The following is a 17629-nucleotide window of genomic DNA, read 5'->3' as shown; positions in this document are numbered from 1 at the left end:
TTGTGAATTATTTTCGAGTCACCAAATACAACCCTCATGATCGAAATGAGCAAGGGCACTATCTAGCGGAAGATTGGACAAGTGTATCTGATGTTGGAGGTGTTTATAATGGTCGAAAGCTTGACTTGGAGGATTATTTGAAGGTTGAAAATTTTTATGTGGAAGCTGTGCTTCGTTTTTTTAAACATTTCGAGGCTCGCTATGTACAGGTGGTAGATTTAGAGAATGAATTTCTAGAAGACAGTGGTGCCAATAAATGTGATCTACTCCCTATCGATATTAGCTTTTTGAAAAACCTAAGTTGGATTAGTATAGATGAAGCTGGGCTGTGTGCTCGAGCTATATTGAGAGAGTTGATTTGGTGTAAGTTGGAATATAAGAATAGAGCATTTGTGCATTTTGGTTATGATTATTATATGTACTTTGGATGTGCTGTTGAGATTGATATCAACTTAGTGGTGCCGGATGGTTTGTATGTAGAAAAGTTCCGCTCGCCTTATCTTTGAATGGTTGGTGGGAACATTTTTAGAGGGTTAGATGCTGCCGAGGCTGGTTGGGTGATTGAGCCAATAGAGGCTCAATCACTTTTTGGAGTAGTGCGAGATGTACCCACTCATTCATTAAACCCAGGTGGTACTGAAGGTTGGAAAACAATTCATAGACCTGGCAGCCCCAGAGGGAGATTGGCCAGAAAAAAGGGTCTTCCAGAGCCGGAGCTACCTGAGTTTCAGAATTTATCTGAGCCGTTGAAGGTGAAATAATGGAAATTGATTTTGGATTGATTGTTTCGGCAGTAAAAGAGATACAAGACAAGTATGATAGCATCTCTGTGGCCTTCAAGTCACCAGAGCATCCAAATGGAAGTTTTTCAGTTGAATTTGAAACGAAAAAAGTAGTTGGCGTTGTTTCAATATGGTCTACCGGCTATATAGACGTCCTTGTTCTCGAGTTGGAAAGCGAGGAAGAGTTGGTGAATTTTAATTGCGAGGAGAAAAAAATTGAAAGCTTGTTTCAAAAAGTAAATAATATATAAAATTAGCTTTTCCTTGCGTATGGTTAAGGTTTTAATCAATTAAGTTAGACCATAGCATTGGCGCGAACTCTCTCGGGGGTGCGTTAAGCTAGACGACCGGGAAGTAAGGATTATTGATGTGTTGAAAAATCAAAGTTGTATAGAACAGTTTATTCCTCTGTTTGACTTTTTTGACCTTGATGAGATCTTGGAGTTCCAAGTGAATTTTGATTACCACTTGGATCCTCCGCAAATGAATGTGTTTTTAGAGGTTGGTGTTCCGACTGATCAAGGAAAGTTTTTTCTGACAATTGGTTTGTTCGGAGTTACTCAATTGAAGCTGCCTGAGTTGGGAGGTCGGTGGTTTGGGTTTGTGGAGTTGGAGGTTCAGTCCGTAGAGTCGTTTGGACTAGAAGGAATTAAATACTATTTGGTTGAACCTGATGAGGGTTTTAGTTGTTATTGTCAAGATATTTCCTTCCTGAGGGTCCAAAAGCTTAGTGAAAATGGGGAAAGGCTAGAAAAGTGGCGAGCAAAATGAGGGGAGTAAGTAGCAGGTTTACTGGACGGGACCAACGTAGAAGAAAGGTCCGAGGAGCAACTTAGCAATACCAAACACGCACATTTCTTTTAGGTGGCTTGTACCTAAATAGAGCGATTCTTGGTGGCGTTTTCGCACAACCTGTTGGGCTGCAACGTATCGTAGCGATGCTCGATCCGGTGGCGGCCCCGAACTTTCCAAGTACGCCTCCGCTCGCCCCAACACGTTTCGCTCCAACATCTTGCACGATAACATCCACCCGAATCGCGCGTTCTTGGTTGTAAAAAGTCGCGCCTGATATAGATAAGTACTCTGGAGGCACGGTGGAAGTCGATTCCACGACGGCCGGCAATGCCTCCTGCGCCGTCAACATGGGGGTTTGTGGTGTGTTCCCCGGCGGCATCCTGAAATCCGAGCATTACCGCGTCGAGTACGGCGAGCTCCCCACCCCATAACCGCCGCTGGCTTCCATGCCCTGCCCATCGCGAGGTGTGTCCCGAACCCGCCCGCGATCAGGCCTCCGACTGTCAGAAACCCCGCGACCTGCTTGTACAAGGGATGATGTGATGAAGTGTAACGCCATATTTCGGAATGTTTTGACTCTGTTGATCGGGTTGGCCCTCTGCGGACCCCTCATGGCCGTGGACGTCAATGTGGTTCAGGTTTCGACCGGCACGGTGGAAGTCGATCCCACGACGGCCGGCAATGCCGCCTTCACCGTCGACATGGGGGTTCACGGTGTCTTCCCCAGCGGCATCCTGGCCCGCTTCGAAGACATCGACCGGCCTGGCACCTATTGGGACGGTGAGGCCTGGACCAGCGATGCCGGCTTTCACACGCTTCAAACCAATACGCATCCGTTTTGGGTCGACAGCAGCCGCAGTCTGTTCAATTCCCCGGCCGGCGGCAATGTCCGGGTGGATTTCCAAATCCAACAGCCCCTGTTCACGCCGACCTTCTGGCAAGGCGCCCGCGAACAGCGCGTCCGGATCACACTGGGCATTCCCTCGACCCCCAACTACTTTGCCGCGCCCTTCGAGCTGACGTTCAAAGAGGTTCGGCCAGGACCGCGACTGTTCGATACCGGGCCCAGCCTGCAGGTCGATCGATCCGACAGCGAGCCGCTGACCCTGAAGCTCTCCTTCTTCATGGAGAAACTCAATCCCGAGGATTGGCAGGTCGCCGACCTTTCCTGGGCCTGGCGGCTTGCCGGATCCAATACCTATTGGGACGGCAGCCAGTGGGTGGCCTCGGAGGTCTTTCACAGCCTGGACGACACCCAAACCCGAGCCGGCTTCTTCGACAACACCGTCGTCGACAAGCAGGCCGGCACGCTGACTGCCTACTTCCAGCCCGACGCCTTCACCGACGCTTTCTGGCAGGGGCAGAACCCCACCATCGAGCTGGTGCCGCGCTACCTGAACAAGACCGAATACCTGATCGGCAACCCGATCGACTTGCCGGTCGTGCTGAAGCCCTCCCAGGCGCCGGCCGCGCTTTCCTTCTTCCCCGAGAACTGGGCCTCCTCGCGGCCCACCATCTGGTGGGAGGCCGTCGAAGGCGCCGAAAGCTACCGCCTGGGCATCATGCGCCACGAGGATCGCGTCTTTCTCGATCTCGATTGGGAAAACGTAGTTATTACACAGGCTGCCGCCCAGGTCCCGGAGGCCCTCGAGCTGGGCAAGCGCTACCGGCTCTACGTCTACTCCGTCAACCGGGCCGGGAAATCCACCCACGTCCGCACCCGCGAGCTGGCCTACCTGCCGCCCGAGGCCGATCCGCCCACGACCGCCGTGGCCGTGACCCCCGCGGGCGACCTGATCGAGGCGCGACCCACGTTCACCTGGTCACCGGTCAAGAACGCCAAGGTCTTTTTCGTCGGGCTGCGGGACAGCCGCGGGCACTGGCTGGATCCCGATTGGCGTCAGAACCCGCTGGAACTGGCGTCCTACCAACCGGATCGCGAGCTGGAACTCGGCGAAACCTACGAGATCGTGATGATGACGGGTAATTACCTGGTGCGGTCGCCGGAAGTGGTGGTGGGCACGGTGCGCCGCACCGGCGATGCCAGCCAACTGAGCCTGGTCAGCGGGAACCTGGAAGCACCCGATTCGCTGACAGGCAGCGGGTCCGGTGACTGGGACAACTACGTGGGGCTGACCGCCGATTTCTCGACCGGCTTTCCCAACAGCGGCCTGAACGAAAGTGACCTGCAGTTTTTCCTGAAAAACGATCGCGGGGAGTATTGGAACGGCTCCGACTGGATCGACTCGGGGCTATCCGGCAATCTCTGGTTGAGCCTGACCGACCAGCGCGAGGGCGGCATCTTCGACGTAGTGCACTACCACTACGACAGCGCCACGTCGAGCCATCTGATTTCGCTGGGATGGATGGGGGTCGAATCCCTGACGCGGTCGGAGTGCCTGCCGTTTTGGCGGGAGACCCTCAACGAAGTTCAGCTCGGAGTGCGGTACACCACGGTTACAGGTGCTCGCGATCAGATCGATGTGCCCATTCAGCCCGGCTGGCCGGTGACGGCCCGTGACTTTGGCGTGGCTTGGGACGACATCGTGGGCGTGACCGATGCCTTCAGTCCGACAAGCCTCAGCCTGACCGTCGAGGTGCCCTCGGTTGACCCCGACCTGCTGTGGTGGTTGTGGCGCGATGAAGACACAGGCGAGCTGTGGAACGGCCAGCAATGGGTGCCGGCCACGGACCAGCCACCCTGGACCCAAGTTTTGGGGCCGGACAAGGCCTGGTGGCCAGGGCTCGAGGTGGACAAGGTCGCTACGGGCAACAACCGATACCGGTTGGATGGCAGCTACCGGTTGAGCCAGAACAGCGGGCTGTTCTTCAACGACCGCGTGGTTCGGAACATCCGAGTGTTCGTGAAATACGCCTGGTCGGGCACGGTCAGCGAGCGGACCGAAGGCGCCGAGGGATCCTTGGACCAAAATGTCATTGGCCTGATCGGCGGTGGCATCGGCCCTATCAAGTTCGTCGATCAGCGCGGTTTCTTCTCGGCCAGGGTCGGGCTCTCCTATTGGGGGCTTCAGCCGGCCAGCGCCGAGGTGCCGTATTTGGTGCACACCCCGGAGACGATGGTTCCCGAGGCCGCCCAGGCCTCCGGGCAGTTCACGGCGCAACAGGGCTTCGTGGCCCAAGACGAGATGTTTGTGGCGCTGGGCCTCTACGAACCCAATGCCCAGGGCGACCCGGTCCGCATCCGAACCAGCGAAGCGATCACCCTGGCCGACCTCAATACCAGCAAGGTGGGCGACCTGTTCCGGAGTTTGTTCCTGCACGAGGGGGCGCCGATCACCCTCGATCAGGGCACGGAGGCCAACCCTTATTACATCGCGGCCTTCCTGACCCATGATCCGGGCGTGCCGGGACGGGATCACACCGACTGGCAGGCCTTCCGATCACCGCAGGGCTGGTCGCTCTCGCTCTCGATCAACGGCGTGATCCGGCAACCCTTGAGTCGCGAGGATCAGGAGTCGGTCCTGGCCCAAGGCGTTCCGTTCATTTACCGCAGCGGCACGTTGGTGGCGTTGCAGGATGGGGTTCCGATCACCCTGAAGCATGATCAAAGAGCCGACCGCGATCTCCTGACGCCAGGTGACTTGAACGGCCGAGCCGCGGCCAACCACGACGACACGCTCAGCCCCAATTGGGTGTCGGAGAGCGGGACTCGGTACGGCTCTTCCTGGAAGATGGTCGAACTCGACGGTGAGGGCAATCCCACGGGGGCGGTGGTACAAAGCGGCCCGGAAGGAACGCCTCTAAAGCTCGGGGACATGTATCAGCCGGGTAAGAACTACCGCTTGGTCCTGTCGGCCAAAGATCGTTACGGGGTGCCGTTCGAATACATCCAAGATTTCGGTTCGATTCGGAGTATTGCGGGGCCCATCTTCAAATTCACCTTTGGCGACAATCACGACCACACCGCGAAATACAAAGCGGAATTGACACATGGGGTGCATAGCTACACCTCCCGCCTGTCCACGGTGCGCGACGACCACAGTTGGAAGTTGCAGGTTCTGGGCGTCAACGGAACCGCGGATGCCGAGGATACATCTCGTCTTTTCCCCGGCGTGGAAGTCGACTACCACCTCAAATATCCGCTGGGCATTTCCCAGAATCATTCCCATAACCATACGCAGACCACCGATGTGGCGGGGCTCTCCAAGCAAGCACCGCTTTCGTTGGAAGCAAACTATCAATTGTCGGCGTGCGACCCTTGGGATTCGGTGGAGAATGTTTTTCCCTACCCCATCGAACTCGAATTCCATCAGGTGAAGGATGTTTGGTCGGAATTGACGTGGTATCCACCAAATGGCGATACCCGGGACTACAAGGCCGTCATCGATTTTGACAGTAGCACGTTAACCAATGATTTGGGTGTGGATGCACACGGCAACCCGATCATCCTCAACGATGGCAACAATTGCACGCCCAACACCCTCGTACCGGAATATGCGGAGCCCCAAGGGCGGGAACTGCGGGTTCACCTGGATGGGACGGCGCATGATGATCAGGCTGATCGATTGGTTTGGCCCTACATCCAACAACCCGACCTTCTGCTCCAGAACATTTCGATCCCGTTCTCGCTCGAGGACTATCCCGATGCTGAATATTTGGCGGCACCGGACAGTGCGTGGCGGATCTTCTTTTTCATGGGGAAACCCGAGAATGTCAATACCTGCGCTCCGGGTGGACTGGAGTGCTACCAGGCGGACATGGCGTTGGACACCTTTCTCGCCATGCAATCGGATTACGACCAGGACCATCCGAACAATTTAAAAAAGAACAAACGCTACTATCTCAGCCTGGAAAGCTTCCACGAGATGGAGACCTTCACCTCGTTATTGAGGCAGGATTTCGGAATCGACTTTACCGATGCCCAACACCAATACCGGGTCCACCTGTTCATCTCGAGAAATGGCCAGGATCTCGTCCACAGCAGCCAGATTGGGACCCAAGGCCAGGGCATTCCGTTGTATTTCGAGCGAAGCGACGTGGGGGCCGCCAATCTGATTGGCATGGATTACCTCGACGTGACGCCCGAATCGGTCACGGTTCAGGAAGGCCAAACGGGCTCAGTGGCGATCGAGCAAGCCTTGGAACCGACTTCTTCGACGGGGAATGCGGCCCACCTGCTCTCCGGTCAAGCCGTGGCTCTGAGCGCCTTTCAGTGGGCTTGGGTTTCCGGCACGCAGTATTGGAGCGGCAGTCAGTGGGTCGAGGGTGCTACCGATCCCGCCAGATGGAAGACCCTGGGCAGTGATGCACTCCCGTTCCAGGCTGCGCAGGTCGGTTTGGAGAACCCGGAAGATGTCCGCATCCGGATCCGTGCCGAAATCCCCCACAGCTTCTTTGGTCCCGAATTTTGGGATGGCGCCAGCAGTCGCACGGTCCAACTCGAGGTTCGCTACCACCTGAACGAGACGATCAACGCGAGTGAGGCCCCATCCCAGATCACGTTCGAGCGCTTCGAAACGCTTTCCGATGCGATCGTTTCGCCCAAAGGCCTGAACAGCGGCCTCAATCTGTCTGCCAGTGCCGAGCTCTCCGACCCACTGGATGTGCTTCGGAATGTCGGCGATGGCGCGCTGAGAGACGCTCTGAACCGATCCTATGCGCCCGAACCATTTGTTTTGGCATCGCAGGACATCACCGGCAGCGCCACCCATACCTGGGTGCTCTCGGCGGGGACCATCGATCCCGGTCAACTCACCCAAATCCCCACCGGTCCCTTGCCGAACGAGGACTGGTACGCCTGGTTGGAAGTGCCCTTCGACCCGCAAACCGACCTGGCGGGGATCCAGGCGTTCCTGGTGCCCTATCCCGACCACCTCGATTCCGTCCAACCTTGGGGGAACTACGATTCACGCGAAGCGGTCGTGCTGGGTACCCAGGCGAACTGGACCCGAGCCGGCAATGTCTTTTACCGCTACGTCCCGTCGTCAACCGATCCGCAGAAGCGGCAATTCCAAGTGTGTGTCTTCGTGCCCGCGTCCCGCATTCGCCGCAACCCGATCCCCAGTCTGGCCAAGACGCCACTGCCGCAAAGTGCGATCTACGGCAAGACCGACTGGGCGGCTGAGGCCGATCCCCATCACAACCGCATCATCTCGGTGAACTATCCCGACCCGGACGACCCGAACCACAAGATCTACCAGGTCTCGTTTTCCGATCTCAAGGGGTACGGTCAGGAAACGCGCGCCATGGGCAGCTATGCGCCCGTAGCGCAGAAGCATCAATACCTGGTGAGCGGGTTCGCCACCTACGATGCCTTGGGCCGCCAGGTCTCGGCGGGCAAAGGATTCTACGGCACCGCGCCATCCGGAGCCGAATGGTCGAGCCTGATGGCGGCCGGTTCCCGCGACGAATCGGCCACGGCGGGTGAGGCCTTCTGGAAGACGAGCCGCAACCACATCGAGCCCGACCAAAACCCGTTCACCAACACCTTCTACGAGGACGATCCGGCGCGAGGCCGGGTCATGGCGGAACTGCCCTTCGGCGAAAAAGCCAGAGACAGCGACGATCCGTTGCGCTACTTCCGCTACCACTACTTCTCGATTGTGGTGGGCGACCCCGGATTGGTCGTGGATCTGCCAGGAATGATGTCGCACCTGGTGCCGGTAGAAGACGGTGGTGTGCTTAAGCCGGGCCTTCACGGCACCCTGGCCATCGATCCCGATGGCGCGGTCAGCGTGACGCTCACCGGTGCCGATGCCGACCGGCCACTCCTGACGATCGCCAATCCCAGCCTCGAGTGGATGCGGGCCTGGCACTTGGACGTGGTCACAGGCGAGGCGCCGGACTTGAGTATCGGCAACGGCGCCTTCACCAACCACAAGGTCTACCTGCCGACAGGCTACGAAGGTCGGCTCAACAACTCGACCACCAATCTGGTCAGCTACAACCAGTACGACCGCTTCGGTCGGCTCATCGCAGTGTACCCGCCCCGAGCGATCCTTGCTCCTGGACCCAATGGGCCCTGGACCCTGAGTTTAAATGATGCCGAAGTCACGGTGGACGAGGGTGGTATTCCGTCCGGCCTAGTCACCCGCCACGTCCACGACGCCTACGACCGCGTGATCGAAACCCACGAGCCCGAATTCGGCATGTCCGAGTTCGTCTATGATCGCCACGGCCGCCTGCGGTTTAGCCGCAACGCGAAAGAACGTCCGGCAGCGGGCGGCATCGGCTTCTGGTTCGAAACCGTCTACGACGACCAGGACCGCGTGATCGCCTCGCGCCAGGTCCGATTCACAAATCCAAACGGGTCCGGGTACGTCGAATATGGCCGCACGACCCTACAACAAAAAGTCGATGCAAACTCATCCGATCTCAACCAGTTGGAAGTCACTGAGAACACCGCGGTGATGACGCGTTTCGACCGTTACGATCTCGGCTTCCCGGGAGGACAGGGCGCAGGGCGACTCAGCCCTTGGACCGACACCGAGCTCTTCCCAGCGCGTGTTGACGAGAAGCCCCACTTCTGGCCGACGCTCACCGAACTCGAGCAACAGAACCCCAAGGGTGATCCCGATTTCCAGTTCGGCGACCCAATCGGCCAGACCGTCGAGATCGTCGGCCCCAACTCGGCCGAGCGCTTCTTCTACGACCACAAGGGCCGCGTCGTGTGCCGGGTCTACCTGATCCGCGGCGTGCTGGAACCGCAGATCTTCTGGGTCGAGTACGACAACCGCGATCGGGTCGTCCGTACCATCAACCAGACCCACCACTTGGCGTTGGGCTACACCTACGACGCCTTCGACCGCCTGGTGACGACCAGCGACCTGGCTCCGCTGTCCGAGCGCATGACCGTGCACATTGGTTTCCGCAAACATGCCGGCGAACACGGCGGCGAGGGGCAGACCACGTTTGCGGCCCTGGGTTCGCTGATCGACGAAGAGAGCACGCTGTCCTACGGCAGCTCGGTGCGCAAGGTGGGCGGGTTCACGCACACGCCGACGGGCCATGTCAGCCAGGTGGCGTTGGGGCAGGACAGCGGAGCCTGGCTGACGACGGACTACCGCTTCGACGTCCGCGACTGGCTGCTGGACCACCAAACCAAGCTCGGAGGCCAACAGGCCTTCAGCGCCCACCTCGACTACTTCGGCGACAACGGCGACATGTTCGACGCGGGGGATACGTCCCCGTTCAGATACGACGGCACCATCACCCGATTGCGGGAGATCTACCACCTGGGCCAGGCAGGCGGTGCCTCTCCCGAGCAGGCCACATTCGATCTCGTGCATCGGTATCGTTACGACGCGGCCAACCAACTCACGGAAGCCCGTTCGAGCTGGGATCAAGAGCTTCAGTTGACCTACAGCTACGACCGCAACGGGAACCGGACCCAGGAAACCCGGACCCGAGCGTTTCGGGACGGGGAAACCGGGACCTATGACGCGTCGCTCGATCACGAAATCCCGCAGGGCACGAACATGCTGGCATATGTTGACAGGGATGAATTGCTGGGCGGAAGCAATCCAGCAGAGCATGCGCATCTGTACTTCGACTACGACGTCTTGGGAAATGTCACCCTTCAAAAAGAAAACCAAGTGGGCGAGTCGGTGACGCGAAACTTGGCATACGGCGATCCGCGCTTTCCCGTGTTGCCCACCGAAATCGACCAGGTGGGCACCTTGTCCGAATCCGAACGGTATCCCACTGTCAGGGCAACGTTTGCCTATGATCACAGCGGAACTCGTGTCCGGCGGAGCGAGTTCCAAGAAGGCCAGAACACGGTATCGGAGACAACCTATTTCGTCCCGGCAGGCACGGAGAACCACGCCGAACTGGACGACTTCGGCCGCATCAAGCGGGCCTACCTACTCAACGGCGGTGACCGGATCGGCTACAAATCCAAGCGCCACGCGGGCTTGTACGTCAAAGACCACCTGGGCAGCACACGCATGGTGGTGGCCATGTACCGCAACCGCGCGGGTGAATCCCGATCGGAGCCGCCGACCCCAGCCTGTCTGGCGGGCGACGTCGTGGCGGCCTTCTCCTTCAATGGCGACCTGACGAACGAGGGCACGAGCGGCGATGGCTGGACGGTGGACGGCAGCGTGCCGACGTTCACTTCGCGTCGCGGAGACCGCGCCCTGTGGCTCAATGGCGGGCAGGATATCGACGTAAGTTACCACGGCGACATGGACGACCTGGGCAACGCCTGGACGATCAGCCTGTGGCTCTACGATGAGGACGAGGACGACGGCATCGACGACGGCGGAACCCTGGTCTACGCCGGTGCGACGGGCGACACTCGCCTGGCCCCGTTCCTGTTCTACATCGACGACAACAAAACCCCTACGGTGAGCTTGGGCAACGGCATCGATCGCCAGTGGATCACGGTAGGCAACCGCATCTCCTACCGGCGCTGGACCCACCTGGCCGTAACCTACGACGACCAGCAAGTCACGGCCTACCAAGACGGCATCCAGGTGGGCGACCCAAAGGCTGTGACGATCGGGGCTCTGTACCCGGCAGCGGGTCTGACGATGGGCTACCTCCCGCTGTACCTCTACCGCTGGCACGGCGGCTTGGACGAAGTGCAGGTCTTGAAGCGGGCCGCCACTGCCGAAGAAATCCAATCGGCCTACCTGGCTGGCCTGAACGAAGGAGCCGAGTCCGCACCGGACTACGCCCGCGGGGGAGAAGTGGACCTGTCGCACCTGGTCGTAATGGCTCAAACCGACATGGACCCCTTCGGCATCACGCTGCGAGAAGCGATGAACACTGCGGTGTCGGGCAACGTGAAGGAACCCCACCTATTCACCGGCCAGGAAAAGGAACCGGACTTCGGCATGTATTACATGGGCGGCCGCTGGTACTTCCCCGAGGTCGGCCGCTTCCTGCAGGTGGATCCCGCAGACCAATACTGGAACCCGTACAGCTACGTCGGCAATGACCCCGTGAACATGGTCGATCCTACGGGGCTTTACGGTGAAGATGGCTGGTTTATTCTTGCAGACGTTGTCAACTCTTTAGGCTCCGGCGTTGCCTCTAATTTCACGAATGGTTTGATCGATAGAGCCCAGCCTCAGACGGAATTTGGTGAGGCAGCGCAGGTTTATGGCGACGTGCTTTCAATTTATCTCGGTGTCGCCGCCATCACTACAGGCGGTGGGATGATGATTGGTGGATTAGGTTTATCTCCCGCAGGGGGTGTAAGCCTAACTGCAGTACCTGTTGGCGGCGCATTGGTGGCAGGTGGAGCAGTGGGATCTCTAAATGGGGCAAAACACTTAACGGGATGGGTGGTCGAATCGGCAGAAGATCTCTATAATTCGTACACTGAGGGATCAAAGAGTACCGATGATTTCGTAAGGAAGGCTGAAGATGCCAGAGATGAAGCTGGTAAAAGGCTTAAACGGAAACATGCTACATACGTGGGTGGGCATAAAAATGGAAAGGTTGTATCTGGGTGTTCAAGGAATCCTGCTGGATGTGCAGAAGATGATGTTGCCAGACAATTAGGTTCTGATGCCAAGATGACTAAAGCCCATGGGTGGCGGCGAAATAAAACCACCGGAGAATTAGAATGGGCGGAGATTCCAGTGTGTAAAAATTGCCAACGAAAGTATAGCCCAGGTCAATTTCCGGATGATGTTAAAGCAGAACCAGGTGGAGCGTGGGGAAGATGAAATATTTAAACCAAATCGAATTAGCTCGGCATCATTGGGCTGAACTTCGAGAAGCGTCAGGAATAGCTGATAATATACCTTCAGCAATATTAGAGTTACTTAAATCATCTAGACCTGATGAAGCAGAAAATGCCTATTGGAAAATCGAAAATCACGTAGTTGTACAGGGGCAACTTTTTGAGTCGGCTGAATATGTTGTGCCTGTGTTGTTAACTTCTCTGCTTCAAAAACAACAAAAGTGGGTAAAGATTAGTATTTTGGAGCTTTTGTTCCAGATTGTTTCAGGCGAACCACATGAAGAAGAGATAAGCAAAGGCAATCGTGATTTAGGGGAAAGGTGTAGGGAAAAGGCACGAGAAGGATTGTGGATTTTGTACCAGGAGATGATGTTTGGGGAAAGATACGCAGCGAAAGATGTACTTGAAGTGATCGAGAAAGATCCTCACAGACTTAGTTCTATTTTGATGGCTTTTGATAGTTAAGCTCACTAGATTAAAAAAACTATGCACCTTCATTTGAGCTGTGCTTCAGGACTCTGGGTTGCCTACCTCGTTCAACTCGACTTCTAAGGCGTCAGTTTTAGTTGGCAGATCGGGATTCAGACCTGGCCGTTGATGTTCTGAAGGAGTGGTCGCAACCACATCGAGCCCGACCAAAACCCGTTTACCAACACCTTCTACGAGGACGATCCGGCACGAGGCCGGGTCATGCCGGAACTGCCGTTCGGCGAAAAAGCCCGCGACAGCGACGATCCGTTGCGCTACTTCCGCTATCACTACTTCTCCATTGTCGTGGGAGACCCCGGGTTGGTCGTGGATCTGCCCGGGATGATGTCGCACTTGGTGCCGGTGGAACAAAATGGTGCACTCGTGCCTGGCGTGCACGGCGCCATGGCCATCGATCCCGACGGTGCGGTCAGCGTCACACTCACGGGCGCGGATGCCGACCGGCCGCTGCTGACGATCGCCAATCCCAGCATCGAGTGGATGCGGGCTTGGCACTTGGACGTGGTCACCGGCGAAGCCCCCGACCTGAGTGCCGGCAACAGCGCCTTCACCAATCACAAGGTCTACCTGCCGACAGGCTACGAAACCGGCCTCACCGCTGCCACGCGCAATCTGGTCAGCTACAACCAGTACGACCGCTTCGGTCGACTCATTGCGGTGTACCCCCCACGAGCGATCCTTGCTCCTGGAGCCGATGGGCCCTGGACGGTCTCCCTCGATCGGGATGAGTTCGTGACGGCAAACAACGAAATCGTCTTGGATGAAGACGGCTTGCCGCACGGCTTGCTCACGCGCCACGTCCACGATGCCTACGACCGCGTCGTTGAGACTCACGAGCCCGAATTCGGCATATCCGAGTTCGTTTACGATCGCCACGGTCGCTTGCGATTCAGCCGCAACGCGAAGGAGCGTCAGGGCGAGGCCGGCATCGGCTTCTGGTTCGAAACCGTCTACGACGACCAGGACCGCGTGATCGCCTCGCGCCAGGTGCGTTTCAAGCATTCCAGCGGTTCCGGGTACCTCAAATACAACCGCCCGGCCTTACAACAAAAGGTCGACACGAACCACACCGATCTCAACCACATCGAAGTCACCACGAATACCACGGTGTCGACCCGTTTCGACCGTTACGATCTCGGCTCCGCGGGAGGACAGGGCACCGGGCGACCCAGCCCTTGGATCGACACCGAGCTGTACTTAGCGCGTGCTGACGAGAAGCCCCACTTCTGGCCGACGCTCACTGAACTCGAACAACAGAACCCCACGGGTGATCCCGATTTCCAGTTCGGCGACCCCATCGGCCAGACCGTCGAGATCGTCGGCCCCAACTCGGCCGAGCGCTTCTTCTACGACCACAAGGGTCGCGTCGTGTGCCGGGTCTACCTGATCCGCGGCGTGCTGGAACCGCAGATCTTCTGGGTCGAGTACGACAACCGCGACCGGGTCGTCCGTTCCATCAACCGGACCCACCACTTGGCGTTGGGCTACACCTACGACGCGTTCGACCGCCTAGTGACGACCAGCGACCTGGCCCCACTGTCCGAGCGCATGACCGTGCACATTGGTTTCCGCAAACATGCCGGCGAACACGGCGGCGAGGGGCAGACTACTTTTGCCGCCCTCGGTTCAATGATCGACGAAGAGAGCACGCTGTCCTACGGCAGCTCGGTGCGCAAGGTGGGCGGGTTCACGCACACGCCGACGGGCCATGTCGGCCAGGTGGCGTTGGGGCAGGACAGTGGTGCCTGGCTGACGACGGACTACCGCTTCGACGTGCGCGACTGGCTGCTGGACCACGAAACCAAGCTCGGTGGCCAGCAGGCGTTCAGCGCCCACCTCGACTATTTCGGCGATAACGGCGACATGTTCGACGCGGGGGATACGTCCCCGTTCCGATACGACGGCACCATCACCCGATTGCGGGAGATCTACCACCTGGGCCAGGCAGGCGGTGCCTCTCCCGAGCAGGCCACATTCGATCTCGTGCATCGGTATCGTTACGACGCGGCCAACCAACTCACGGAAGCCCGTTCGAGCTGGGATCAAGAGATTCAGTTGACCTACAGCTACGACCGCAACGGGAACCGGACCCAGGAAACCCGGACCCGAGCGTTTCGGGACGGGGAAACCGGGACTTATGACGCGTCGCTCGATCACGAAATCGCGCAGGGCACGAACATGCTGGCATATGTTGACAGGGATGAATTGCTGGGCGGAAGCAATCCAGCAGAGCATGCGCATCTGTACTTCGACTACGACGTCTTGGGAAATGTCACCCTTCAAAAAGAAAACCAAGTGGGCGAGTCGGTGACGCGAAACTTGGCATACGGCGATCCGCGCTTTCCCGTGTTGCCCACCGAAATCGACCAGGTGGGCACCTTGTCCGAATCCGAACGGTATCCCACTGTCAGGGCAGCGTTTGCCTATGATCACAGTGGAACCCGTGTCCGGCGGAGCAAGTTCGAGGAAGGCCAGAACACGGCATCCGAGACAACCTATTTCGTCCCGGCAGGCACGGAGAACCACGCCGAACTGGGCGACTTCGGTCGCATCAAGCGGGCCTACCTGCTCAACGGCGGTGACCGGATCGGCTACAAGTCCAAGCGCCACGCAGGCTTGTACGTGAAAGACCACCTGGGCAGCACGCGCATGGTGGTGGCCATGTACCGCAACCGCGCGGGCGAATCCCGATCGGCACCGCCGACCCCGGCCCGCTTGTCAGGCGACGTCGTGGCAGCCTTCTCCTTCAACGGAGACCTGACCAACGGCGGCACCAGCGGCTACGGCTGGATGGTGGACGGCAGCGTGCCGACGTTCACCTCGCGTCGCGGAGACCGCGCCCTGTGGCTCAATGGCAAGCAGGACATCGACGTGAGTTACCACGCCGACATGGACGACCTGGGCAACGCCTGGACGATAAGCCTATGGCTCTACGACGAGGACGAGGACGACGGCATCGACGACGGCGGAACCCTGGTCTACGCCGGCGCCACGGGCGACACCCGCCTGGCCCCGTTCCTGTTCTACATCGACGACAACAAAACCCCGACAGTGAGCTTGGGCAACGGCATCGACCGCCAGTGGATCACGGTGGGCAACCGCATCTCCTACCGGCGCTGGACCCACCTGGCCGTAACCTACGACGGCCAGCACGTCACGACCTACCAAGACGGCATCCAAGTGGGCGACGCAAAGGCTGTGACGATCGGGGCCCTTTACCCGGCGGCAGGTCTGACGATGGGCTACCTCCCGCTGTACCTCTACCGCTGGCACGGCGGCTTGGACGAGGTGCAGGTCTTGAAGCGGGCCGCCACTGCCGAAGAAATCCAATCGGCCTACCTGGCTGGCCTGAACGAAGGAGCCGAGTCCGCCCCGGACTACGCCCGCGGGGGAGAGGTGGAACTGTCGCACCTAATCGTGATGGCCCAAAGCGACACGGACCCCTTCGGCATCACGTTACGGGAAGCGATGAACACGGCGGTGTCGGGCAACGAGAAAGAACCCCACCTATTCACTGGCCAGGAAAAAGAACCAGTCTTCGGCATGTACTACATGGGAGGCTGCTGGTACCTCCCCGAAGTCGGCCGTTTCCTCCAGGTCGATCCCGCCGATCAGTACTGGAACCCCTACAGTTACGTCGGCAACGATCCCGTGAACATGGTCGATCCGACAGGTCTTTACGGTGAAGATGGCTGGTTTATTCTTGCAGACGTTGTTAACTCACTAGGTTCTGGTATTGCCTCGAATTTTACAAATGGTTTGATTGATAGAGCCCAACCTCAGACTGATTTTGGAGAGGCTGCACAAGTTTATGGCGACGTGCTTTCCATTTATCTCGGTGTCGCAGCCATTTCCACAGGCGGTGGGATGATGATTGGTGGAGTAGGTTTATCTCCCGCAGGGGGTGTAAGCCTAACCGCGGTACCTGTTGGTGGCGTATTGGTGGCAGGTGGAGCAGTGGGGTCTCTAAATGGCGCAAAACACTTAACGGGATGGGTGGTCGAATCAGCAGAAGATCTTTATAATTCTTTTTCACAAAGTAATGGCTCAAATGAGGTACCAGAAGTAACGCCTCAATCTGAAGTCAGGATTAAGTCATTACATGGGAAAACAGAGAAGCAAGTGCTCCGGGCAAAGCCGAAAAGCTGGAGAAAAGTATCTGCCGAAGGAAATGGGTGGAAATTGTTGGATGAGGCAGGTGAAGAGCGAATTCGTTTTATGAAGAAAGTGAAAAAAGGAATACCCAAGTGGCAGAGGCAGAAAGTCGGATACTGGCGATGGAAAAATGAAAAAGGGGAATTTCTGGATGAGTTTGGGAATGTCGTGAGCCCTGATGATAAAGAGGCCTTTCAATTTTTGACTCATATTCCATATTCAGGTGTTCAGTGAGTCATGAGAAGCGTTTCTTTCCGATATGGTTGAGTCGTGAAAGGGAGATAGCATGCTGAATGAACTAGTAAAAAATTCAATTGTCAATATGCAAAGAACTGTGGAAGATATGTCAAGCAGGAAAAATCAGGAAGCTTATAAAGCGAATGTGGCCTTTGTTCATGTTCCGACTGAGCTGCTTGAGCAATGGAGTGATCATTACAGAAGAGTTAAAGAAAAAGAGTGGTTTGGGTCTTTATTTCTAGAAAATGAGATTAATGATATTGATTTAGTTCACCACTCAGTGATGCGGTTTAGAGAATCAATCGGGCAGGAGGTGCCCGATGTTCCGTTAATTTTCCAAGAACCATCATGGCAAACGGTTATTGAGTCTGCAGAAATTTTATTAAAGTCACTGGAAAAGATTCAGGTGAGGTTTGGATTGAAATAACTGGTTTATGCTAGACCTTGTTGAACATAAAGGTTCAATGAATACATTGAAACATTCAAGATACTGGAATACTTCGGATTGGAA

At 57.2% G+C, this 17629-nt stretch carries 9 protein-coding genes; all 9 read left to right on the top strand.

Annotation, left to right across the window (positions count from 1 at the left end):
• Window positions 1-2 precede the first annotated feature (2 nt).
• The 9 genes from J3U87_RS31635 (at window position 3) to J3U87_RS31605 (ending at window position 17545) form a co-directional block, all read left to right on the top strand.
• Window positions 3-506, top strand: coding sequence for a hypothetical protein (locus tag J3U87_RS31635; RefSeq protein ID WP_237379804.1), 504 nt, complete (start codon window positions 3-5; stop codon window positions 504-506).
• Window positions 507-761, top strand: a complete 255-nt coding sequence (locus J3U87_RS35435; protein WP_420038233.1) for a TreTu family toxin — start codon at window positions 507-509, stop codon at window positions 759-761.
• Window positions 761-1033: an immunity protein TriTu family protein gene (locus tag J3U87_RS31630; protein ID WP_237379803.1), complete on the top strand. Its 273-nt coding sequence runs from the start codon at window positions 761-763 to the stop codon at window positions 1031-1033. Before J3U87_RS35435 ends, J3U87_RS31630 begins: the two co-directional genes overlap by 1 nt.
• 118 nt (window positions 1034-1151) lie before the next feature.
• Complete coding sequence (locus tag J3U87_RS31625; protein ID WP_237379802.1) at window positions 1152-1553, top strand: hypothetical protein; 402 nt, start codon at window positions 1152-1154, stop codon at window positions 1551-1553.
• A gap of 323 nt (window positions 1554-1876) precedes the next feature.
• Window positions 1877-2008 carry a hypothetical protein gene (locus J3U87_RS35085; RefSeq protein ID WP_272932437.1) on the top strand — a complete coding sequence of 44 codons (132 nt, stop codon included), beginning with the start codon at window positions 1877-1879 and terminating at the stop codon, window positions 2006-2008.
• Window positions 2009-2149: 141 nt separating this feature from the next.
• Window positions 2150-12220: an RHS repeat-associated core domain-containing protein gene (locus tag J3U87_RS31620; protein WP_237379801.1), complete on the top strand. Its 10071-nt coding sequence runs from the start codon at window positions 2150-2152 to the stop codon at window positions 12218-12220.
• Complete coding sequence (locus tag J3U87_RS31615; protein WP_237379800.1) at window positions 12217-12702, top strand: hypothetical protein; 486 nt, start codon at window positions 12217-12219, stop codon at window positions 12700-12702. Before J3U87_RS31620 ends, J3U87_RS31615 begins: the two co-directional genes overlap by 4 nt.
• A 225-nt stretch (window positions 12703-12927) precedes the next feature.
• Entirely contained in the window at window positions 12928-17115 is a 4188-nt protein-coding gene (locus J3U87_RS31610; protein ID WP_237379799.1) for a LamG-like jellyroll fold domain-containing protein, read from the top strand.
• 52 nt (window positions 17116-17167) lie between these two features.
• Window positions 17168-17545 (top strand): hypothetical protein, encoded by a 378-nt coding sequence (locus J3U87_RS31605; protein ID WP_237379798.1) that lies wholly within the window; start codon window positions 17168-17170, stop codon window positions 17543-17545.
• Window positions 17546-17629: the final 84 nt, after the last annotated feature.

The sequence above is a fragment of the Sulfidibacter corallicola genome (assembly GCF_017498545.1).
In the GTDB taxonomy this organism is placed as follows: Bacteria; Acidobacteriota; Holophagae; order Acanthopleuribacterales; family Acanthopleuribacteraceae; genus Sulfidibacter; species Sulfidibacter corallicola.
Note: the sequence above shows the minus strand (reverse complement) of the source record. Positions and strands in the feature narration are given on the sequence as shown.